General features: G+C 38.2%; 22 protein-coding genes. 18 read left to right on the top strand and 4 right to left on the bottom strand.

Annotated elements, in window-relative coordinates; genetic code table 11:
- Positions 1–197 precede the first annotated feature (197 nt).
- From ABU914_RS10285 to ABU914_RS10260, 6 genes are read left to right on the top strand one after another with little or no spacing between them, the layout of a single operon-like run.
- A complete protein-coding gene (locus ABU914_RS10285; RefSeq protein ID WP_379669641.1) occupies positions 198–659 on the top strand; it encodes a MarR family winged helix-turn-helix transcriptional regulator in 462 nt (153 codons plus the stop codon).
- Positions 646–3,885, top strand: coding sequence for an efflux RND transporter permease subunit (locus ABU914_RS10280; protein ID WP_379669640.1), 3,240 nt, complete (start codon positions 646–648; stop codon positions 3,883–3,885). The genes ABU914_RS10285 and ABU914_RS10280 overlap by 14 nt, the downstream gene beginning before the upstream one ends.
- 25 nt (positions 3,886–3,910) lie before the next feature.
- Complete coding sequence (locus ABU914_RS10275; RefSeq protein ID WP_379669654.1) at positions 3,911–4,231, top strand: rhodanese-like domain-containing protein; 321 nt, start codon at positions 3,911–3,913, stop codon at positions 4,229–4,231.
- Between the two features lie 54 nt (positions 4,232–4,285).
- The gene (locus ABU914_RS10270) at positions 4,286–4,471 is read left to right on the top strand and encodes a sporulation protein Cse60 (protein WP_379669639.1); all 186 of its coding nucleotides are present in this window, start codon (positions 4,286–4,288) and stop codon (positions 4,469–4,471) included.
- A gap of 57 nt (positions 4,472–4,528) precedes the next feature.
- Positions 4,529–6,181 (top strand): putative polysaccharide biosynthesis protein, encoded by a 1,653-nt coding sequence (locus ABU914_RS10265; protein WP_379669638.1) that lies wholly within the window; start codon positions 4,529–4,531, stop codon positions 6,179–6,181.
- Between the two features lie 24 nt (positions 6,182–6,205).
- Entirely contained in the window at positions 6,206–6,382 is a 177-nt protein-coding gene (locus ABU914_RS10260) for a hypothetical protein (RefSeq protein WP_379669637.1), read from the top strand.
- A gap of 280 nt (positions 6,383–6,662) precedes the next feature.
- Here the strand turns inward: ABU914_RS10260 and cysK are convergent, their stop codons facing one another.
- Positions 6,663–7,595 carry a cysteine synthase A gene (cysK, locus tag ABU914_RS10255; protein ID WP_379669636.1) on the bottom strand — a complete coding sequence of 311 codons (933 nt, stop codon included), beginning with the start codon at positions 7,593–7,595 and terminating at the stop codon, positions 6,663–6,665.
- Between the two features lie 430 nt (positions 7,596–8,025).
- Between cysK and ABU914_RS10250 the strand changes: the two genes are divergently transcribed.
- From ABU914_RS10250 to ABU914_RS10240, 3 genes are read left to right on the top strand one after another with little or no spacing between them, the layout of a single operon-like run.
- Positions 8,026–8,400, top strand: coding sequence for a CidA/LrgA family protein (locus ABU914_RS10250; protein ID WP_379669635.1), 375 nt, complete (start codon positions 8,026–8,028; stop codon positions 8,398–8,400).
- Positions 8,397–9,068 carry an LrgB family protein gene (locus ABU914_RS10245; RefSeq protein ID WP_379669634.1) on the top strand — a complete coding sequence of 224 codons (672 nt, stop codon included), beginning with the start codon at positions 8,397–8,399 and terminating at the stop codon, positions 9,066–9,068. Before ABU914_RS10250 ends, ABU914_RS10245 begins: the two co-directional genes overlap by 4 nt.
- A gap of 19 nt (positions 9,069–9,087) precedes the next feature.
- Positions 9,088–9,876 carry a hypothetical protein gene (locus tag ABU914_RS10240; RefSeq protein ID WP_379669633.1) on the top strand — a complete coding sequence of 263 codons (789 nt, stop codon included), beginning with the start codon at positions 9,088–9,090 and terminating at the stop codon, positions 9,874–9,876.
- Here ABU914_RS10240 and ABU914_RS10235 read toward each other — a convergent pair.
- Entirely contained in the window at positions 9,873–10,574 is a 702-nt protein-coding gene (locus ABU914_RS10235) for a DUF3891 family protein (RefSeq protein WP_379669632.1), read from the bottom strand. The genes ABU914_RS10240 and ABU914_RS10235 overlap by 4 nt on opposite strands.
- A gap of 88 nt (positions 10,575–10,662) precedes the next feature.
- Between ABU914_RS10235 and trmB the strand changes: the two genes are divergently transcribed.
- The 3 genes from trmB to ABU914_RS10220 all read left to right on the top strand — a co-directional run bounded on the left by trmB (position 10,663) and on the right by ABU914_RS10220 (position 13,779).
- Positions 10,663–11,304: a tRNA (guanosine(46)-N7)-methyltransferase TrmB gene (gene trmB / locus ABU914_RS10230; protein ID WP_379669631.1), complete on the top strand. Its 642-nt coding sequence runs from the start codon at positions 10,663–10,665 to the stop codon at positions 11,302–11,304.
- 116 nt (positions 11,305–11,420) lie between these two features.
- Positions 11,421–11,960, top strand: a complete 540-nt coding sequence (locus ABU914_RS10225; RefSeq protein ID WP_379669630.1) for a hypothetical protein — start codon at positions 11,421–11,423, stop codon at positions 11,958–11,960.
- 325 nt (positions 11,961–12,285) lie between these two features.
- Positions 12,286–13,779, top strand: a complete 1,494-nt coding sequence (locus tag ABU914_RS10220; protein ID WP_379669629.1) for a carboxylesterase/lipase family protein — start codon at positions 12,286–12,288, stop codon at positions 13,777–13,779.
- Positions 13,780–13,909: 130 nt separating this feature from the next.
- Here ABU914_RS10220 and ABU914_RS10215 read toward each other — a convergent pair whose 3' ends face one another.
- Positions 13,910–14,215, bottom strand: coding sequence for a PepSY domain-containing protein (locus ABU914_RS10215; RefSeq protein ID WP_379669628.1), 306 nt, complete (start codon positions 14,213–14,215; stop codon positions 13,910–13,912).
- 164 nt (positions 14,216–14,379) lie between these two features.
- Here ABU914_RS10215 and ABU914_RS10210 point away from each other — a divergent pair, with 164 nt between their 5' ends.
- Together ABU914_RS10210 and ABU914_RS10205 are read left to right on the top strand one after the other, a co-directional pair.
- A complete protein-coding gene (locus ABU914_RS10210; protein WP_379669627.1) occupies positions 14,380–15,444 on the top strand; it encodes a M42 family metallopeptidase in 1,065 nt (354 codons plus the stop codon).
- A 14-nt stretch (positions 15,445–15,458) separates the two neighbouring features.
- Positions 15,459–15,968 carry a DUF84 family protein gene (locus tag ABU914_RS10205; protein WP_379669626.1) on the top strand — a complete coding sequence of 170 codons (510 nt, stop codon included), beginning with the start codon at positions 15,459–15,461 and terminating at the stop codon, positions 15,966–15,968.
- 27 nt (positions 15,969–15,995) lie between these two features.
- On the opposite strand, the gene ABU914_RS10200 is transcribed toward ABU914_RS10205, so the two are convergent.
- Entirely contained in the window at positions 15,996–16,445 is a 450-nt protein-coding gene (locus ABU914_RS10200; RefSeq protein WP_379669625.1) for a YtoQ family protein, read from the bottom strand.
- 462 nt (positions 16,446–16,907) lie between these two features.
- Here ABU914_RS10200 and ABU914_RS10195 point away from each other — a divergent pair, with 462 nt between their 5' ends.
- From ABU914_RS10195 to ABU914_RS10180, 4 genes are all read left to right on the top strand, one after another.
- Positions 16,908–17,090, top strand: a complete 183-nt coding sequence (locus ABU914_RS10195) for a hypothetical protein (protein ID WP_379669624.1) — start codon at positions 16,908–16,910, stop codon at positions 17,088–17,090.
- A gap of 2 nt (positions 17,091–17,092) precedes the next feature.
- Positions 17,093–18,574 (top strand): sodium:solute symporter family protein, encoded by a 1,482-nt coding sequence (locus ABU914_RS10190; protein WP_379669623.1) that lies wholly within the window; start codon positions 17,093–17,095, stop codon positions 18,572–18,574.
- Between the two features lie 164 nt (positions 18,575–18,738).
- On the top strand, positions 18,739–19,536 hold the full coding sequence (locus tag ABU914_RS10185; RefSeq protein ID WP_379669653.1) for a DUF1444 domain-containing protein: 798 nt from the start codon (positions 18,739–18,741) through the stop codon (positions 19,534–19,536).
- 121 nt (positions 19,537–19,657) lie between these two features.
- Positions 19,658–21,781 (top strand): DNA translocase FtsK, encoded by a 2,124-nt coding sequence (locus ABU914_RS10180; protein WP_379669622.1) that lies wholly within the window; start codon positions 19,658–19,660, stop codon positions 21,779–21,781.
- Positions 21,782–22,173 lie beyond the last annotated feature (392 nt).

Genomic DNA, 22,173 nt, shown 5'->3' with positions numbered 1-22,173 from the left:
ATTCGTACTTTTACAAAGAAAGTAAAATGCTTGTATGTTGAACACTTCCACACGCCTAACTTTACTTACCTTTCGTTATAAAAAATTTATATTTTAATGAATTATATGTCAATTTGTTCATAATTTCTTAATTCATTGACTCAATTAATTAAGAATGTTAACAATTAAGTATCTTAACGAATTAGTGGGGGCTTAAAATGAATGACACGGTAAACTATACTCAAGTCATTGAAGAGTATATGATGGATATTTTGATCTCATTAAATCAAAAATTCAGTTCAGCTTATACGAATGAACTTTCAGCTAATCAGCAGCTTGTCCTGACGTTACTGGATAAAAATGAAACGTTAACGATAAGAAAAATAGCAGAAAAAATCAATGTATCGACGAGTGCGGTTAGCCAAATGCTCTCTAAAATGGAACGAATGAATTTTGTTAAGAGAGTGACAAGTCATCATGATCGCAGACTTATACATATACATTTAACTGGAAAAGGAAAACGAGTAATACATTGTATGGAAAAGACTCGCCATGAAATTATCACTCATTATTTATTTAAAATGAATCTTGATGATCTACGCTTATTAAGTGAAATAATAAAGAATTTACGCAATCTTATTTGGATGGAAGGAGAGGGACGGAACGATGAAATTAAGTGATTTTTCGATTCGCAGGCCGGTTTTTACGATCGTTACGATGGTTTTATTTTTACTTTTAGGAGCGGTTTCTTACCTTAATATTCCGTTAAAGCTAATTCCGGATATCGATCCACCGATTGGAGCTGTCGTCGTTTCATATGATGGAGCGAACCCGACTGAAGTTGTCGAAAAAGTAACAAAGCCAGTTGAAGCAAGATTATCAACATTGCCAGGCTTGAAGATGATTCAATCGATTTCTCAAGAAGGCTCAAGTTTAACCATTTTACAGTTTTCATGGACGACATCGATTGATGACGTTCAAGATGAAATTAATAGTGCATTAAACCAAGTTCAAGTACCGGACGACGCTGGCGAACCGAGGTTTTTAAAATTTGATCCGTCTCAATTTCCTGTTATTCAAATGGCGATTTCAGCGGATGAAAAAAATGAAGACTTTGAAAATCTAGTCGCTGATCTTGAACAAGAATTAAACAAAATCGATGGTGTTGCTAATGTCGACGTTGATGGCATTCGCGTTGACGAAATTCAAATTGCGTTAGATCAAGACAAACTTGAAAAATATCATCTCTCTCAACAAGAAATTGTCGATGTTATACAAAGCAATAACATTTCAATGCCTGGTTCACCAGTGACGAATGAAGAAGAACGATTAACGACGAGAGTCATTAGTACACTTACATCTGTCAATGATGTGAAAAATTTAATCGTTACGAAAAAACCGAACGGCGATAATGTGACACTTAGTGAAGTGGCAGAAGTAAAAAAAGCTAAAGAGAAACAAAATATTATTACACGAGCAAATGAAGAGCCTGCCGTTTTAATTAGTGTCCTTCAACAATCGGATGCGAATACTGCGGAAGTTTCGACTCTTTTTAATGAAGGGTTAAATGATTTACTAGAAAAAGAAAAATATAAAGATATTGATACTGCGGTTTTATTTGACCAAGGTGATTTTATTCATCTTGCGATCGATAGTGTGACGAGCGCATTAATCATCGGAGGTTTACTCGCGATGATCGTTTTGTTCCTTTTCTTACGGAACGTACGCAGTCCGCTAATTATTGGAATTGCAATTCCATTTTCCGTTATCGTTACGTTCGTGCTTCTTTATTTCTCTAATTACAGCTTGAATATTATGACTCTTGGTGGGCTAGCGCTCGGAATCGGGATGCTTGTTGACAACTCGATCGTCGTAATTGAAAGTATTTATCGCCATCTCCAAATGGGGAAAGAACCGAAAGAAGCTGCATCGATCGGTACGAAAGAAGTAGCTGGAGCAATTACAGCTTCTACATTAACGACTGTTGCCGTTTTTGTGCCTGTTTTATTTATTCAAGGCTTAATCGGAAACTTATTTAAAGAGCTCGGATTTACGGTTGCATTTAGCTTATTCGCATCGTTGTTTGTTGCGTTAACCGTCGTTCCAATGATTGCGAGCAGAGTATTGAAAGCACCGTCTGAAAATGTCGAAGAAAAACGGAGAGAAGGAAAAATACTTACGTCGATAGAAAAAGCGACACGTTGGGTGCTCGGTCACCGCTTGACGGTCATTATGATTACGCTCTTGCTTTTAGTATTAGGCGGTTTAGGACTAACGACCGTCGGGACGCAGTTTTTACCAGCGACAGACGAAGGCTTTTTCACGATTAACGTAACGCATGAACATGGGACACCGCTTAATGTTACGGAAGAAACCGTGAAAAGCATTGAAGAAGTGCTTGCGGATGAAAATGATATTCAAGATTTTCTTAGTTTAATTGGAAGTACGACACAACAAGGTCCGTTCGGAACCCCAGTAGAAAATGAAGCAGAAATTTTTGTATCGATGGTCGATTTAGATAAACGAGATCGCTCAACACTTGAAGTGAGTGAAGCGATAAAATCAAAAGTAGAACGGGCTGCGGGAGATGCGGACGTATCATTCAGCCAGCATGGCTCTATGGGATCTGAACCGAATACTTTAACGTTTTTTATTCAAGCGGATACAGAGAAAAACTTAGAAAATTATGCTGCACAAATTGAAGAAAAACTTGAAGATTTAAGCAACGTTAATGAAGTGACAAATGATAAGAGTGAGAAACAGGAAGAAATTCAGATTACAGTTGATCGGAAAAAAGCATTAGATGAAGGGCTTGCACCTGCACAAGTTGCTTCAATCGTTAATCACGTTACGCGCGGTCAGCAAGCTTCACAATTGACGACCGAGGATGAAGAAGTTCTCCCGATTTTTATCCAGTATGATGAAGAAGTTATCAAAAATATTAGCAGTTTAAAAAAGCTATTGATTAAAAAGCCAGATGGCACATACACTACGTTAGGTGATGTTACAAACATCGAACGGGCAGATGGTGCTGTAAGCATTCAACGTTCTGAACAATTGCCAGCTGTCCAGTTTACAGTGAAATATAGTACAAATACGACGTTAGGTGATGTGACGTCTGACGTAAATGCGGAAATTGATGATCTTGATTTACCTGATGATTTTTCAATGTCTTACACAGGAGATCAAGAACTTCTTCAAGATGCGATGGATGATTTAGCATTAGCTTTCATTTTGGCTATTTTGTTTGTGTATCTCGTTATGGCCGCACAATTTGAATCATTCAAGCATCCGTTTGTCATTATCTTTACGGTACCGCTTATCGTTATCGGTGTCATGATCGCGTTAACAACGACGCGTACTCCATTAGGAGTAACAGCGATAATCGGCCTTATCGTTCTTGCAGGGATCGTCGTTAACAACGCGATTGTACTCGTAGATTATATCAATCAGAAAAAAGCGGAAGGCTGGAGAACGTACGACGCGATTGTAGAAGCTGTAAAAGTACGGACACGCCCAATCTTAATGACGGCATTGACGACGATATTAGGGCTTGTTCCGTTGGCATTAGGGATAGGTGAAGGTGCTGAAATTCAACAACCGTTAGGGATTACAGTCATTGGAGGACTGATTAGTAGTACGTTTTTAACGTTGTTCCTCATTCCAGTTATATATAGTTTATTTGATAAAGAAACACGGAATTTAAATAAAAAGTATGTGACGCCAGACGGTCAATTAATCCCAGCATACTTGCTCGATAGTCAAGATGAGTCCGAAGTAAATAAGTCAGAAGAAGAGAAAAAAGAGCTTCTAGAAATCGAAGGTGATGAACTTTCGAAAGATGATGTGATTGCGCTATTAGAAAACATTATCGACATTTCGAAAAAGAAAAAAGATGATGAATAACGATGTCAAGAAAGGAAGGTTGATGTTGCAGCCGATTAAAATAATTACTTCGAAAGAACTTGAAATGCTCTTGGAAAAAGAACAAACGGTATCCTTAATCGATGTCCGCGAAAATGAAGAGGTGATACAAGGTATCATTCCTGGAGCGAGACATATTCGAATGGGTGAAATTCCCGCTCGAAAAGAAGAGCTTGACAAAAATATTATACATTTTATCATTTGTCGGTCTGGAGCACGAAGTGGACGTGTTTGTGAGTATTTGCAATCGCTCGGATATGACGTTGTCAATGTTGAAGGTGGCATGCTTGATTGGGAAGGCGAAGTAAAAATAATGTTCACGTACTGAAACGGACAGCGACCTCCTAGTGCGTATATAATTAGAGCACTAGGAGGTATTTTTATGTTGCAAGTAAAATTATTTGATTTTGAACACGAAGAAGATTTAGAAGAAGCAGTTAACGAATTTTTGCAAACATTGAAAGAATCTCAAGTCGTAGATATTAAGTTTCAAGTAGCTTTAACAGATAGTTCGATTCAATCGGAAGCCATTTTTTGCTTTTCCGCAATGGTCTTATACCGCACGTAAATTATGGTACAATTAAGGACATGCAATTAAGTAGATTTAATGTAGGTGATCGGAGACATGAACGACTCGCGTCTCGTAAGAGGCACATTTTTGTTAACAGCAGCAACGATGATTTCACGAATATTAGGGTTAGTTTATTATTTTCCTTTTATTTGGCTTGTTGGGATTCAAGGTGCTGCGCTATATGCTTACGCATACAATCCGTATGTCATTTTATTAAGTGTGGCGACAGTTGGGTTACCGCTAGCTGTTTCAAAATTTGTCTCAAAATATAATGCATTAGGCGATTATAAAACGGGAAGAAAGCTATTCCGTTCAGGAATTTTTGTTATGCTCGGAACGGGTTTTGCTACGTTCTTATTGTTGTTTTTGTCCGCTGATGCGATTGCACCTCTTTTTATCGGAGAAGGTGACCCGACAGGAAATAGTTTAGAAGATGTTGCTTTCGTGATTCGAGTTGTTAGTTTCGCGTTGATCGTTGTTCCCGTCATGAGCTTAATTCGTGGATATTTTCAAGGGTTTGAATCGATGGGACCAACTGCTGTTTCGCAAGTCGTTGAACAAATTGTCCGCATCGCTTTCATATTAGTATCTGGGTTTATTATTATTGTTTTATTAAAAGGGGATCGGACAACAGCGGTTGCGTTCGCTGTGTTTGCAGCGTTCATCGGTGCATTAGGTGGACTTGTAGTTCTATTCATGTATTGGCGGAAACGAAAACCTCATCTCGATAAATTAGTGTCTGAAAGCACGGTAGAACATAACATTTCGTTGCCAGCCATGTACAGAGAATTGCTTTCATATGCGATTCCGTTCGTGCTCGTTGGGCTTGCGATCCCGATTTATCAACAAATTGATACGATTACGCTGGTGAAAACGTTAACGTTTGAAGGGATGACACAAGCAGAAGCGGAAGCAGTGTATGCGACGGTAAACCAAACTACGAATAAGATTATTATGATACCAGTGTCGCTTGCGACAGCTTTAGGTTTAACGCTCATCCCGACAATAACAAAAACATATACGGAACGGAATCGTGTGAAACTCCAGCAACAAATTACACAAACGTTTCAAATGTTGCTTTATTTAACGCTTCCGGCTGCTGTTGGCTTGGCAGTGCTTGCGTATTCAGTCTACGGTACACTTTATGGTACGACTGATATTACGTTAGGCGGTGAAATTTTAAGATGGTATGCTCCGACAGCAATTTTATTCGCAATGTTTACGGCTGTTGCTGCAATTTTACAAGGAATAAATCAACAAAAGTTAGCCGTTCTTGGACTGTTAATTGGGATATTAATTAAAATGTTGTTGAATCGGTCATTTATTGCAAAGTGGGGAGGAATCGGCGCAATACTAGCTACAGATGCTGGATATTTATTTTCCGTCATTTTCTGTTTGCTTGTCATTAAGAAGTATACGACTTTTAAATTGACGTTTATTGCCAAACGAACATTGCTTATCATACTGTTTACAGCAATTATGGGTATTATCGTTTGGTTAGTGAAATGGCCGATTGAACAGTTATTAGTAAACGGTTACTCTGGTGAATCTAGTTATTTTGTCGTTATGTTAATTTTGATTATAGGGGTTACAATCGGTGGGGCCGTCTATTTATGGTTAGGCGTACGATCTGGTTTATTCACACGCATTTTTGGAGGACGAATAGTAAGAAAAAGCAGCAGCAAGCGTAACTTTAGGAGAACGTGATTTAACAGTAAAATTATTGCAACGGTGAAAGGCGAAAAAGTTAAAGTAAGCGATATTCTTACTCCGTATCCGCTCGAAGATGAGTATATTGACGTTTATTTAAAAGAAGAAATCGTCATCTATGAAGCGAAAAATCTAGGAATTACAGTTTCGAAAGAGATGATTCGAGGAGGTTACACAAAATCATTATCCAGACTTTGAAAACGAAATGGAACAAGTAAAGGACTTCTCGACAACAAGCGGAGAAGTTAAAGATGTCGGATGAGGAATATTATCAAATCTGGTCTCGAACACATATAGAAAGAAACGAATATATCCAAGAATATACTAAATTGAAGCTCGATGAACTATTGTCTTATGAAAAGGTAAAAAATAGGGGGCACGAAATCGAAGTCCACATAAACCACCCGTTTACTATTAATAAAGATAACTATGATTTAATCTTGAAATGAGAAAAACGCTTGGTCAAAATCCAAGCGTTTTAAAGGTTTCGGAATAAATCGGTAGATAAGTATCGTTCTCCTGAATCAGCAGTCATACAGATGACAATTTCACCTTTTTTTAACCGCTTTGCAACGCTTAAAGCAGCATAAACAGATGCTCCCGAAGATGGACCGATGAGAATACCTTCTTCTTTTGCAAGGCGATGAGTCACTTCATAGGCTTGTTCATCTTGAATTTGAATAATCTCATCATAAATGTCGGTATTTAGCGTATTTGGAATAAAGCCGGGACTTGTTCCAACGAGCTTATGTTTTCCGGGTTTTCCGCCTGACAATACAGGTGATCCAGACGGCTCTACGACATGAATTGTTAAATTTGGATATTTTTCTTTTAACACTTCTCCCGTGCCTGTAATCGTCCCGCCAGTTCCAGCTGTTGCAACGAAAGCGGAAGGGGTTTTATTCAAGTTTTCCATATCGTTTATAATTTCACGTGCAGTTGTTTTCCTATGGGCGTTCGGATTGTGATCGTTGTCAAATTGCATCGGAATGAAGCTATTCGGGATATCTTTCGCTAACTCATTCGCTTTTTCGATCGCACCAGGCATTTTTTTATCACCAGGAGTCAGTACTACTTTCGCTCCATACGCTTTTAATAAATTAATACGTTCTTCAGTCATCGTATCAGGCATGACAATAATCGCGTTGTATCCTTTTGCAGCAGCGTTCATTGCGATGCCAATTCCAGTATTTCCGGATGTTGGTTCAATGATTGTTGCACCAGGCTTTAATATTCCTTCTCGTTCAGCAGCGGCAATCATTTCATATGCAGCACGGTCTTTCACACTACGACTCGGATTGAAAAATTCAAGCTTTACGTAAACATCAGCGCCATCACGTTCAGGCAAGTGCTGTAATTTCACAAGTGGCGTATTTCCTATTAAGTCAGCAATGTTTGTAACAATCTTCATTTAGACACTTCCTTTAAGTAAAGTTTTACGTAAGGTCTGTTGATTTTAAATTTCTCGCAATCGAACAAAACTGCGCGGTAAATTTGATGCTGAGAAACTACTCCAGAAGAATATTTCGCTTTCCGAGTCAGGTGAGTACGTGATGTTCTGCCACAACACCTGCACTTGCACGTTCTATGTTTCGGAAGTTGAGGCGTTGCTAGTGGAAAGCGACTGCCTGAAGTGTAAATTAACATAGCACTTACGTCGTAGCTAATAGAAATTGTTCAATAACAATCTTTTAGAAAACAATTATTTATTCCATTATAACAAAACATATATAACTAATCTAATCACTTGGATTAATATTACTTCTCATAATTCTTAACAATCTGTTAAAATAAGATACAATTAATCATATTTTACTAGAATGTATGGAAGGGCTAAGAGAATGCTTAAAAATATTGTTTACACCGTTGCTCAAATCGGAATTTTGTATTTGTTTTATCTTATCGGTTCATATATTCAAGACGTCTTTCGTTTATTTATTCCAGGAAGTATTATAGGAATGCTTCTTTTTTTTATTGTATTAATGGTTTGGAAACCGTTCGAACGATTTGTGGAGAAAGGAACAAGCTTTATATTAGCCCATCTGCCGATCTTCTTTACTCCAGCGACAGTAGGAGTCATAGTATATTTTGATTTATTTAAAGGGAAGGGCGTATGGCTTGTTGTCATCACAATCGTGAGCACGATAATTGTACTAATTAGTTCAGCGTATACAACCCGTATCGTTCAAAAGGTCAAGGAGCGTGTAAAAGGATGAAAATAGGCTTTATATTAACGTTGTTTGTGTATATCATTGCACGAAAGTTTTATCAGCGCTTCCCGTATCCATTTTTCGTTCCTGTATTAACGTCAACGGTTGTTATCGTGACGGTACTACTTTTATTTCAATACTCTTACGAACAATATATGAAAGACGTGTCACTCATTACAGAGTTGTTAGGGACAGCGATAGTTGCATTAGGTTATCCACTTTATAAGCAATGGCATGTGATTAAAACGTATTTCGTTCCTATTATATCTGGAGTCATTGTCGGGACATGGCTTGGAATTGAAAGTGGTCGTTTACTTTCGAAGGCTTTGAAAATAGATAACGAATTAACTTATTCGTTACTACCAAAATCAGTGACAACACCGGTAGCGATGGAAATAGCTGAGGAAATTGGTGGGTTTCCTCCACTCGCGGCGGTGTTCGTTATGGTCGCAGGGATTAGTTGTGTCGTCATTGGGCCATATCTTTTAAAATGGTTTCGCATTGACAGTCCTTTAGAAGTTGGAATCGGATATGGTAGTGCTGCCCATGTACTAGGAACGTCAAAGTCACTTGAATTTGGTGAAGAAGCGGCAGCGATAAGTTCTGTGTCCATGACGATGTGTGCGGTTATCGCCTCATTTTTGGCACCAGTTATCATTGCACTTTTTGGTTAAAGTATAGAGGGTGGTTTGAATGGCTCAATTAATTAAGCTACAAGATTATGTTTCTCGTTATGAACAAGAATTAACGAAATATAGTAATCAGTTTGTTAGGTTAAAACAGCAAAGGTGGCAAGAGAAAAAGGAAGATAACGGAATTAACGATAATACAGAGAGAACGCGTATTCAAAGAGTGAAAGCTGACTTTTTAGATAATATGTTTCTGAATCAGCTTCGCTGGGCGAGTGCGACACCAACGGAAAAGTCACAACTCTCTCCACAATATGAAACTGATCGATTGTTACGACAATTGCTACAAGATTTGCCAGACACATATTTACTTATGTACGATCCAGTATTTCAAATTGAGCAAGCACCAATTGAGCTTGAAGCTGTCCTCATTACCCCTTTAGAAGTCTATTGTCTTGCATTTTTAAAAGGTGAAAAAGACGACATCTATCAAGCGAACAGTGAGAGGTTCTGGAATGTGTGGCGAGGTGAACAAAGAATTAAAGTCATTAACCCGAAGATTTCAGTGCAACGGACATATCATATCGTTTCACGCATAGTAAAAAATCTTATGCCTATTAAACAAATGATCATTGCACACAATGGGTATGTTGATCATTTTCATGATTGGCAGATTGAATGCATTGATAAACGTCATTTACATCAATGGTTTCATCAACATAAGATAAACCCAACACCGATGAAGTCGTTACAAATTAAAGCCGCTCGCACATTGTTACACAATACGCGAACGGTGTATTACGAAAGAATTGATGATTCGACAATTTCCTGGGAAATAAATAAAAGCGATTAAATTTCGACAAATGTAATGGTTCTTTTTCGTCGCTCAAGAGAACGAGACTTTTTATCATATACGATAAAAGGATAAGTTGTTTTCCAAGCTTTCATAAAAGGAAATGGATCAAATCCGACTGTTGATTTATCGAGCCATTCGCCTTGAACGGTTATCGGTTCACCAGTAGCGGTGACAGCTCGAATTCCATTTTTAAACCATAAATGCTCGTCTTTTTTTTGAACACCTGGCTTGTTTAGACAAACATATAAAGAAAAGTTGTCCCACATTTTTAACTGTTCATGTACAAGCTCGATATTCTCGTTCGGATATAACGCTTTCAATCTTCGTTGTCGTTGTTTTTCATCGTTTAAAAATTTTTGCGTTTCCTCAGGTCCATTAGGATGAAAGAAGGCTGTGTAATGGACTGATGTTAATAAAGCAACGAATTCATCGATCTGTTCAAGTTCGTCAATTCCAGTTTTATAAAGCTTAAGTTTTTCATTCATTGGATAATCGGTAAAATGATACGGAACCTTTTGAAATTGGTTGTCGCTTTGTCTCCAACTTGAATCATGAAGCGCTACTGTTAGTATCGTACGCAAGCTAGAATGTTGAAAAGGTGGTTTTCCTGAATGCATGGCCATTTCACCAGCTAATAGTGCATGGTCGTGTTGTGTAATTAATTCATAATAATTGTCATATTCGATGACGATCAAAGCAAATCACCTCTTTAAATACTTCGCTCTGTACGTTCTTTATTTTTCATGGTAGAATTCTTTCTTGTAGATGTAAGGAAGTGACTAAATGAGATTACGTTACAAACCGTGGGCTCAAGATAAGCTGAAAGAACATGCGACAATTGTAATTGAAGAGCCTGAAGCGAAAAAAGGAAATTGGGCATCGTGTTTTCCTAATAAAAATCCGATTCATATTGAAATCGGTACAGGAAAAGGTCAATTCATTACCGAAATGGCAAAACAAAATCCAAACATCAATTTTATTGGATTGGAAAAACAGGATCGCGTGCTCGTATCTGCTCTTGATAAAATTCTCTCTGAACAACATCTTACTAATGTAAAGCTTTTAAATGCAAATGCGGATTACTTACTAGCGTATTTTTCAAAGCAAGAAGTGAATCGAATTTATTTGAACTTTTCTGATCCATGGCCGAAAAACCGACATGAAAAAAGAAGATTGACGTATGAAAAATATCTAAAGTTATATGAAGCGATATTAGTTAAAGATGGAGAAATCCATTTTAAAACAGATAATCGTAAATTATTCGAATACTCGTTGGAAAGCTTTTCTGCATACGGCATGCGGTTAAAAAATATTAGTCTTCATCTACATGCAGATGATGATGGCAAAAATATAATGACTGAATACGAGGAAAAGTTTTCGCGTAAAGGTAATCGAATTTATCGGTGCGAAGCTAGATTTCAATAGAATTAATAAAGTTCACATTTTTACCTAAAAGTTCAGTAAACGAATGAATTATTTTATGTTATGATAGAATTATAGTGTGTTAGATTTTTTATGTTTATGGATGAGGAGGAACGATGTTGAAAAAGAAATTTATCGCCATTATAACGTTAGTGTTATTAATCTCTAGTATGGCTGGAGTTGTTTCAGCTGCTGAAGCTTCGGCAGATATGCTAAATGCAATTGAAGCCGAGAAAAAAGAAGAGTTCAGTAATTATAAAGCGGGTTCGTTAAAGCTTACTGATGTTCAAGAAGTATCTGTTAATGAACCAGAATTGAATACGAACACGGTTCAAATGGCGTTAGCTGAATATACGACAGTACGCGACAGCATTTTCCCAACGGTTCGTAAAGAAGTCGTCTTCTTTGACCCAGAAAATGGTGAAGTGCTACATGAAGGTCAACTTGCTACGGTTGATGAGGTCGTAACGTATAAAGAGTCTTATGACAATGTTACTGGTGCAAAACTTCAAATGGGACTTATCATTACGTTGCTAATCGTACTACCGATTGTTTATGTATTACTCATCGTGCTCGTTTGGGAGCCACGTCAATATTCAGTATCAAAGTTTAAAATTGCAAATAGACTTTACCACGGTCAGACAGAAACGTTTCAATAATTGAATTTAAAACGTCCTTTCGACGCATTCTCGAAAGGACGTTTTATATTTTAAACATGAGAAGTTTTTATTTTGTATACAATCATGACGCCTGAATTAAATATGCTTGTTGAGAATTTAATAACAATCACTTTTCAATGGATTGATTTTCTTCCAAAAAACGATTGACTTTCAGATTCATTTATACTTCGAACTGTTTTATTTTCTTGTATTTCCCTCTTAGGTGAACATTTGATTAAAAAAAGTATTGCATTAAATAAAATAAAAGCATTATTTTCCGAATTATGCGATAATAAATATAACTTTAAGTGGAAAGGGGTTAAGTGTGTTGTCTAAATTAATCGTGAAGACACAATATGGACAAGTGCAAGGTAAGAAAAGTGAAGATGTGTTTGTATGGAAAGGAATTCCATACGCAAAGCCGCCTGTCGGTCGTTTGCGTTTTCGCCGACCGGAACGACCTGATGATTGGAATGGAATAAGGGATGCAACAGAGTTTGGACCTTCAGCGATGCAACCGAAAAGTGAGATGATGCGTTTTTTAGGGGACTCTCCCGAAGGTTCAAACGAAGATTGTTTATATTTAAACATATGGTCTCCTGGAGCAGATGATCAGCGCCGTCCCGTTATGGTCTGGATTCATGGTGGCGCATTTATGTACGGATCGGGCTCAAGTGAAGCGTATGATGGTACGTCGTTTGCACGAACGGGAGATGTCGTTGTTGTCACGCTTAATTATCGCCTCGGGGCATTCGGTTTTCTTCACTTAGAAGAAATTGGGGGTCAATCATTTGCAGGTTCTGGAAACTGTGGCATTCTCGATCAAATAGCAGCATTAAAATGGGTTCAAGAAAATATTGAAGCGTTCGGAGGTGATCCGAATAACGTTACTCTATTTGGAGAATCAGCGGGGGCTATGAGTGTTGGTACATTGCTAGCAACGAAGGAAGCAGAAGGACTCTTTCATAAAGCGATCTTGCAAAGCGGGGCAGCGAGTAATGTGTTACCATCAAAGATCGGAACTAATATAGCAACTCAAATTCTTTCAGAACTTGGTATTCAACATGATGAGCTTGAAAAACTGTTTGACGTGCCTGCGGAAGAACTTGTAAAAGTATCTGAGACTGTTCCACCGATGACGTTAGTGCCAGTCGTAGACGAGTCAGTCATTCATACCCATCCTCTACAAGCGCTTGCGCTAGGAAGTGCGAAAAATATTCCGATATTAATTGGGACGACAGAACATGAATATCGCTTATTTACGTTTGTAGATCCAACGTGGAGTAAGCTTGATGAAGAAGGAATAAAAAAACGTTTCAAAGCCGCATTTGGAAAAAGTTGGTCGCATATGTCCGAGCTGTTGAGAGGTGAACGACTTACAAAAGAATTATTTGAAAAACTCATGACATGGCAAATGTTTACATATCCTGCGATCGCGTTAAGTGAAATGAGAATTAAACGAGGTGAAAAGGTTTGGATGTATCGCTTTGACTATAAAAGTACAGCTTTTGGAGGTGGTCTGAAATCGTGTCATGCTCTTGAACTACCATTCGTTTGGAACACCGTTAAAAATAAAAGAACGACAGCATTTACTGGCGACGTCCCAGAACGATTTAAGATTGCTGAGCAAATGCACCATGCTTGGATTGCATTTGTAAAAAATGGAAACCCGTCAATCCCGCAATTGCCGGATTGGCCTGAATATGAGCTAAATTCAAGAGCAACTATGCATTTTAATCTTGAATCGACAGTAAAACATGATCCGGCGAAAGAGGACCGATTATTTTGGGAACGAATCGTTTCTGAGCTAGATCAATAAGAAGATGAGCAAAAAGAAAAACCACATTTACACTAAAAAGGAAAAAAGTTTACGATTGTCCTTCATTTTGAATACGTACCCTCAAAATGTAATAGAAATGGCCACCTCATCATGTGATGGGTGGCATCAATTATTTTAATTCAATAATGGCTCCTGTTTCCGCATCAACAGTAAAGTCATAATGTTGGATGCGATTATGTTCGTTTGAAGTGACTCCTCCACGATAAACCGTATATTCAAGCAGGTCGTTTTTCTCCATTTTTTCAGGAAACATTTGAATCCATGAACCTTCGATAGCGAGTTTATCTTTTAATGCATGTTTGACGTTATGTAAAGCTTTTTCAGGTGTAATTTCTCTTTTGTTTATTTGATTTGCAACGATAAAGCCAGCGGCTAGCCCAACGATGGCACCCGTAACGTATTTATTAATTCTCATTGTAAACCCCTTTCATTTTAAACGACAACTTAGCGTATCGTTTATTACTATGTATTATACTAGAAACAGTGATATTGGAACAACATTTGACGATGAGAATGTGGAACATTAAGAGTAACTTCGTTATGATTAGGTTAGCAAAAACGTAATGAGAGGGGATCATTATGAATACCGAAACAGTTAACATGTTTAAAATCTTAACGGAGCTTCGCGGACCATCTGGTTTTGAGCATAATGTACGTAAATACATGCAAACTGAACTTGAAAAATATGCTGACGAGATTGTTCGCGATCGGCTCGGAAGTATTTTCGGTGTGAAAAAAGGTGACGGACCACGAGTAATGGTTGCAGGGCATATGGATGAAGTTGGGTTTATGGTGACGAGCATTACGAAAGAAGGACTTATTCGCTTTCAAACGCTCGGCGGATGGTGGAGTCAAGTTTTGCTCTCTCAACGGGTCGAAGTTGAAACGGAAAAAGGTGTTGTCCCCGGCGTAATTGCTTCGATACCACCTCATTTGTTAGACGAAAATCAACGAAAAAAACCGATGAAAATTACAAATATGCTTATCGATATCGGTGCAGATGATAAAGATGATGCGATAAAAATTGGCATTCGTCCCGGACAACCGATTACACCAGTATGCCCATTTACTCCGATGGCGAATGTGAAAAAAATTCTCGCTAAAGCATGGGATAATCGGTATGGTTGTGGTTTAGCGATTGAATTATTAAAAGAGCTAAAAGATGAAAAGCTACCAAATGAATTATATTCGGGTGCGACCGTTCAAGAAGAAGTTGGCTTGCGCGGAGCAGCAACAGCTGCAAATCTCATTAAGCCGGATATCTTTTACGCGCTTGATGCCAGTCCTGCAAACGATATGTCGGGTGAAAAACAAGCGTTCGGAAAGTTAGGAGAAGGAGCGTTACTGCGGATTTATGACGGTTCGATGGTAACCCATCGTGGCATGCGTGAGTTCGTTTTAGATATTGCTGAAACGAACAATATCCCGTATCAATATTTCGTTTCTTCTGGCGGAACTGATGCTGGTCGAGTTCATACGTCACTAGAAGGAATTCCGTCAGCTGTTATTGGGATTTGCTCTCGTTACATACATACATCGTCTTCGATTGTACACGTTGATGATTATGCGGCGGCAAAAGAATTATTAGTGAAACTTGTTCAACAAACGGATCAATCAATGGTTGATACAATTCGCCAAAGCTAAAGGATGGGAACGCTATGAAAGTTGCAATCGGTTCGACAAATCGAGCAAAAGTTCATGCGTTGGAAAAACTCTCAACGTCGATTGGTTTTACTGTAATCGCTCGTTCTGTACCTACTCATGTATCAAATCAGCCTCAATCGGATTCCGAAACGATACAAGGAGCAGTAAACCGTGCCCGCGAAGTTTTAATGGCTACGAATAGTGATGTTGGGATCGGTTTAGAAGGCGGAATATCGAAAATCGGAACGGTGTGGTTCGTTTGTAATTGGGGTGCACTTATCGATCGGAAAGGTTATGAATGTGTGAGTAGTGGTGGGCACTTCATGTTGCCAGAAACGTTTCTGCATGAACTTGAATGTGGTAAAGAGCTTGGCGAGGTTATAAAAGCACAAACGCAACTTGAGAATCAAAGTGAAGGTGCGATCGGACTGTTAACAAACGGTTTCGTTACTCGTCAATCCATTTATGAACAGTTGTTAAATATTTTATTCGGCCAATATTTTTATTATAAAAAACGCCTCTGAACCATTTTCAGAAGCGTTTTTTACTATTTATTCTGTTTCAAAAATGTAGGACAAGGCTTTCACTGCTTGTTCTGGTGTTTCACAAACGACGTTTGCTTTGTTGTCAATTTCTTTTAATGGATGAACGAGTGATTCAGGGCGAATAACAATGAGCGGTTTATTTTTTGAAATTGCTGTTGATGCATCCATCGCTGTATTCCATTGTTTATATTTTTCTCCGAAGCATGCGATGACGATGTCGGATTTTTCAAGTAATACTTCTGTTCGTAAATTGTTGAAATCCGAAGCAGCGTCATCAACTAAAATTTTATTCAGTTGCTCACCATAGATTTCTTCTCCAATTTGATCAGAGCGGTCATGATTTTCCATCGGGCCGACAAATGTAATCGGTAAATTTAAATCTCTTGATCTATTACGAATTTCATCTCTCCAGTCATTGTCATGAATTTGACCAGCTAAATACACGACTAATTCCATTCTATTCTATCTCCTTTATAAGATGATCTATGCATTAGTATAAAACGGTTGTATAAAAAACACAATGAACGCGAGACTATCTTCAAGAGGATGTTTGAAAATTTTTAATGTGGACAACACACATTATTTGTCGCATGTTTGAAATCCTCCCAATCAAGAGAAATTTCGTTCGTATTTTTCCGTTGAAATTGCCTACGTCCTGAAAGTATAGATGTGCAAATTGTGCCGAATATAAACTGGTTTCTGAATAAGTATCAGGAAATAGGATAAACCGTTCAATCCACTACATTGAAATTAAGCCCAAAGGCTATGATTGTACTGGTATTTTTCATAAAACGTTAGTCTTAGACGGCGGTTCCTTTGCATGAACTCAATAATATTAATGTAAAAACATAATTATTTACATGTGTCTTTACACAATAGTATACTAGTATTGAAGTTTGAAAAAAATGAGGTGACGATGTGGAGAAAAAAGAGATTGGCTGGGCACTTTTCTTAACAATAGCCATGTTGCTGGCTTACATTGTGCCATATACATTGCTTCGAAATGTCGATGAGTGGTATGGCAGTTTTTTATATTGGTCTGTATTTGCAATAGTAATTATTGCAGTTAACGTACTAATTACGAGAAAGTGGAGTGATTAAAATTGAATGCAACAATGGTTTGGATAGGGGTAGTTATATACGTTATTTCATCTTTAATTCTTGCTTATTATTCACGCACAGGTAAAGCCAAAGATATGACCGACTATTTTCTTGGAAATCGAAAAATGGGCGGGTTCGTATCAGCTTTAAGTTATAGCGCAACAACCTTTAGTGCGTTTATGCTCGTCGGTTTGGCGGGATTAACATATGCTGGTGGGGTTGGTGCATTAGGTTTTGAGCTTATCTATTTTGCAGGAGTTAGTTTAATTGCCTTTTTCGGACCACGATATTGGGTTGCAGGAAAAAAATACGGTTATGTGACTCCGACTGAAATGTTAGGTGATCGGTATGAAAGTAAAACGGTTGCTGTTGTTACAGCATTAGCAAGTTGTCTTTTTCTTATCCCTTATAGTGCTGTTCAATTAACAGGAGTCGGTTATTTACTATCGAGCATGTCTAACAACGCAATTACATTCACGACAGGGGTAACGATTGCAACGGTTTTAGCGATTGTTTTTACAATTATTGCAGGAATTCGCTCTGTCATGTGGACGGATGCATTCCAAGCGTTAGTTATGATTGTTACAGCAACGCTTGTCGTTTTAATTGTTGTTAGTCGATTAGGTGGCTTTGGAAGCTTTTTCGAAACATTGGCAACAGAACATCCAGGTTCATTATCTGTACCAGGAAATGGTTTTTTTAGTTTTCCTGCTTTTTTAAGCTTAACGTTACCGTGGATCTTTTTTAGTATTTCGAACCCACAAGTAAGTCAACGATTATACATGCCGTCTTCATTTACAAGTTTACGAAGAATGCTAATAGGTTTTCTCGTTTTTGGTTTTATTTATACGCTAGTATCAATTTTGTGGGGATTTGCTGCGCTCATACAATTTCCAGGCTTGGATAACGCTGACTTGGCAACCCCGACGTTGCTGTCATCTGATTTAGTTCCGCCAATTTTAGGAGTTATCGTAATGATTGGAATTATGGCGGCGGCAATTTCGACGATTGACTCGATCATTTTAACGTTGTCGTCAATCGTAGCTCGTGATGTGTATGGAAATGCGAAAAGAAACCCGAGTGAACAACGCCAGTTGCTCGTCGGTAAAATTGTCATTCCAGTTATCGCAGTCCTCGCCTACTTATTTGCTCAGTTGCAACTTGATCTGATCGCTGTTTTATCTGTCTCAGCTTCTGCAGGACTACTTGTCATCGTTCCAGCGTATTTTGGTGTGTTCTTCTGGAAACGGGGCACAGCAGCTGGTGTGATTGCTAGTGTTGTCATTAGTGGAACACTTGTTTCTGTCTTAGAGTTGACAAAGTTTAAACCGCTCGGATACGGTTCAGGTGTATGGGGCCTCTTGCTTTCGATTGCTCTCTTCATTGGGGTGAGTATAGTGACGAAAGCACCGAAAGAAAAAGCAACTGAATTTATACAGTTTGTAAAAAGCGAACTGAAAAAACATCAAAAAACAAATGTATGAAAAAGTAGTATACAAACGTTTTCGTTCGTTCAATCGGCAATTAGTGGAATTGTTGTCTTGATGATAGTAAAATAAGTAGTATAATCTACCTCCATTTATTAAAATGGAGGTATTTCTTTCGGTGTAGAAACGATACGAGGTGGAAAATCGTGAAACCAGTTGACATGAAAAGAAAAATTGAAGAAAGTTTAAATCGTCCAGAGTGGCAATTTATATATAATTATAAAGAAGAGTCATTACGAATCGAAGAAAAAGAATCAAAAGTTGGAATGACACTACATTTAAACGGTTTAATTCAAAAATGGGAAGCAAATAAAGCTACGTATTTTACGGAGCTTATTGAATATATCGAAGAAGCAATGAATGCTATGCTAGGAGAACAACGACTGAGAGGGAAAGAGGCAAATATTTACCCTGTCATCCGCTCGACTTCATTTCCGACTGAAGCGAAATCAGGCAAGAAATTAATTTTCGATGAGCATACAGCCGAGACGAGGATCTTTTATGCTTTAGATTTAGGCAAGTCGTATCGATTAATTGATACTAGCTTGTTACGAGAAGAAGATTGGGATGAACAAGTCGTTAAAGAAGCAGCACGTTTTAATTTACGTTCATTAACAGAAGAAATGAAAGAAGATGTCGTCGCGGATAACACATTTTATTTCATTAATACGAATGATGGATACGATGCGAGCAGAATTTTAAATCAATCGTTGCTTGAAAAAATGGCGTCTCAAACGAAAGGAACGTTAGCAGTGGCTGTACCGCATCAAGATGTTCTCATTTTTGCCGATATTGTAAATAATACGGGTTATGATGTTCTTGGCCAAATGACAATGTCTTTTTTTGCAAATGGTCGAGTTCCGATTACAGCACTGCCTTTTTTATACGATGACGGCAAGCTTGAACCCATTTTTATTTTAGCAAAAAATCGTCCTGAGCGTGACGATTTGGAAAAATAAGAAACGGATTGGAACAAGTTCAAAAAGCGGACACAACTTTCGTCAAAATTCTATATTAATTCAGTCAATGAGCCTCCGAACTTTTTGAATTCATTTTTTGCTATATGTGGGGGTGTATACAATGGAAAATTGGTTAAAACGTTTGTTCAATCGGATATTTAATGAAGACATCCATGAAGAAGTGAAAGATGAGTACACAAGCTTACGTCCAGGTCGCTTTCCTAGTTCTGAACATGAAGAAAATGCTCGAGTGATTCATCAATACCCGAAAACAGGTAACTTTCGTTTTCCACTGATCCCAGACGACGAACAGCCTGGTTCAGTTGAACGTACAAGTAGGCGTCATTCAGAGAAGCAAGAACGGCAAGCCCGATCTGAACGAGAGAAGTTTACTGGCGTGAACTTTAAAGCATCTGATGTCCCATCCCCTGTATATGGTTTTCGCACACGAACAGATAAATCCAGTGAACGGTATCAAAACGATGGTAGTTCCGAAACAGAGAATGCAGCTTCAATAGAGGCTGTACGAGATTGTGATGAGAAGCCTACTGAAGAACCTCTAACATCAATTCCAGCTGTAGTTGAGCAAGCGTTAGATGAACAACAAATGGATCATGAAATAGAGAGTGAATCGCTAATCGAATCAACTGTTCAACAAAAGAATGAAGAACGTGAGCGATCGAGACAAACAGTCATTGAATCGAGTGAGCAGATTGAAAAATCTGATGTCCAAATGACAGACCCTTTAACAGAAAATAGTCATGTTCATAAACAAACCCCTGAAATAAAACAAAACAACGTCATGCCCTTTACTGCCGAACGCCAGCGTACATATTATTATCCGAAACTTTCTTTGCTAGATAAACCATTAAAAAAACAAACAGAAAGTGATGAATGGTTACAAGAGCAAAAGAATTTATTAAATGAAACATTGAAAAACTTTAATGTTCGTGCTTTAGTAACCAATGTCGTTAAAGGACCTACTGTTACACGGTTTGAAGTCCAGCCAAAGCCAGGCGTGAAAGTGAGTAAAATTACAAATTTAACAGATGATATTAAGCTAAATTTATCCGCAAAAGAAATTCGTATTGAAGCCCCAATTCCAGGGAAAAATGCGATTGGAATTGAAGTGCCTAATAGAATGAGTCAACCAGTCGCGTTACGAGATATACTAGAAAGCTCGTCATTTCAGGAGGCGCATTCACCGTTATCGGCAGCTCTTGGTGTAGATATTACCGGAAAACCTGTTGTGACCGATTTAAAAAAGATGCCACACGGTTTAATCGCAGGAGCAACGGGTTCAGGAAAAAGTGTTTGTATTAACTCGATTTTAACAAGCATTTTATATAAAGCGAATCCGGATGATGTTAAGCTGATGCTCATTGATCCGAAAGTTGTTGAATTAGCGCCATATAACGATTTGCCACATCTTGTTACACCAGTAATTACAGATGTCAAAGAAGCAACTGCAGCGTTAAAATGGGCAGTCGATGAAATGGAAGAACGATATAAAAGATTTGCGAACACGAAAGTACGTGATATCGAGCGGTACAATGAAAATGTATCAGATACAATGCCGTATATCGTCGTTATTATTGATGAGCTCGCGGACTTAATGATGGTATCGCCACAAGAAGTAGAAGATGCGATTTGCCGAATTGCTCAAAAAGCGAGAGCGTGTGGGATTCACCTTTTAGTTGCGACACAACGCCCGTCAGTCGATGTAATAACCGGCTTAATTAAAGCGAATATCCCTACGAGAATTGCATTTTCTGTTTCGTCCCAAGTCGATTCACGCACGATTCTTGATTCAGGTGGTGCGGAAAAACTACTCGGAAAAGGAGATATGCTTTTTCTTGAAAACGGAGCATCAAAGCCTGTTCGTTTACAAGGAAATTTCGTTTCCGATGGTGAAATTGAGCGGATTACAGATTATATTAAAAGACAGCGGAAACCAAACTATTTAATCGAGGCAGAAGATTTATCATCGCAAACGATTGAACAATTTGAAGATGAGCTTTTTTATGAAGCGTGCGAGTTTATTTTTGAGCAAGGTGCTGCATCATCCTCAAGCTTGCAACGCCGATTCCGAATCGGGTATAACCGTGCCGCTAGGTTAATCGACATGATGGAGGATCATGGTCTTGTGTCAAAAGCAAATGGGAGTAAGCCTCGGAAGCTGCTAATGACGAAACAGGAATTCAATGAGGCTGTACAAAAAGTCTCGGGACTCAACAAGATGTGAGTACGTGTCAAGCATTCACAATCCATTCAGAGTATGCATGGATTAGTTATGCTCTATCACAAGACTTAAATAAGCCTTATTGAACATGTTTGTCTTGAACATGAGGTGTTAGGTGGTCTACCAAAATCGTAGAAGTCAATACGTCCGGCGAAAGTTCACAAATTTTTCACACTGTGCTTTTAGAAGCACATGAATCGCAAAGTAACACTGAAGTTTAATTATGGAGTAGTTTTGCTAGTGTCGTAGTAGCAAGAAGATAGCTCCTTTGAATAAGCTTCTCTATAATTTCACGACGAAGAATTGCTTCGATTGAATCGACCTTGCTTTTCTTTGCTTCCTCATTTTGAACACGCAAATAAAAAAGTTTGGTGAGGATGCATATGAAAAAGACC

This window comes from Pueribacillus sp. YX66, from assembly GCF_041725775.1.
Taxonomy (GTDB): domain Bacteria; phylum Bacillota; class Bacilli; order Bacillales; family UBA6769; genus Pueribacillus.
Note: the sequence above shows the minus strand (reverse complement) of the source record. Positions and strands in the feature narration are given on the sequence as shown.

Bases quoted from the DNA above. Each gene is read 5' to 3' on its own strand.
- ABU914_RS10285 (WP_379669641.1), top strand. From the start codon at position 198: ATGAATGACACGGTAAACTATACTCAAGTCATTGAAGAGTATATGATG.
- ABU914_RS10280 (WP_379669640.1), top strand. From the start codon at position 646: ATGAAATTAAGTGATTTTTCGATTCGCAGGCCGGTTTTTACGATCGTT.
- ABU914_RS10270 (WP_379669639.1), top strand. From the start codon at position 4,286: ATGTTGCAAGTAAAATTATTTGATTTTGAACACGAAGAAGATTTAGAA.
- ABU914_RS10265 (WP_379669638.1), top strand. From the start codon at position 4,529: ATGAACGACTCGCGTCTCGTAAGAGGCACATTTTTGTTAACAGCAGCA.
- cysK (WP_379669636.1), bottom strand. From the start codon at position 7,595: ATGAAGATTGTTACAAACATTGCTGACTTAATAGGAAATACGCCACTT.
- ABU914_RS10250 (WP_379669635.1), top strand. From the start codon at position 8,026: ATGCTTAAAAATATTGTTTACACCGTTGCTCAAATCGGAATTTTGTAT.
- ABU914_RS10245 (WP_379669634.1), top strand. From the start codon at position 8,397: ATGAAAATAGGCTTTATATTAACGTTGTTTGTGTATATCATTGCACGA.
- ABU914_RS10240 (WP_379669633.1), top strand. From the start codon at position 9,088: ATGGCTCAATTAATTAAGCTACAAGATTATGTTTCTCGTTATGAACAA.
- trmB (WP_379669631.1), top strand. From the start codon at position 10,663: ATGAGATTACGTTACAAACCGTGGGCTCAAGATAAGCTGAAAGAACAT.
- ABU914_RS10215 (WP_379669628.1), bottom strand. From the start codon at position 14,215: ATGAGAATTAATAAATACGTTACGGGTGCCATCGTTGGGCTAGCCGCT.
- ABU914_RS10210 (WP_379669627.1), top strand. From the start codon at position 14,380: ATGAATACCGAAACAGTTAACATGTTTAAAATCTTAACGGAGCTTCGC.
- ABU914_RS10205 (WP_379669626.1), top strand. From the start codon at position 15,459: ATGAAAGTTGCAATCGGTTCGACAAATCGAGCAAAAGTTCATGCGTTG.
- ABU914_RS10200 (WP_379669625.1), bottom strand. From the start codon at position 16,445: ATGGAATTAGTCGTGTATTTAGCTGGTCAAATTCATGACAATGACTGG.
- ABU914_RS10185 (WP_379669653.1), top strand. From the start codon at position 18,739: ATGAAAAGAAAAATTGAAGAAAGTTTAAATCGTCCAGAGTGGCAATTT.
- ABU914_RS10180 (WP_379669622.1), top strand. From the start codon at position 19,658: ATGGAAAATTGGTTAAAACGTTTGTTCAATCGGATATTTAATGAAGAC.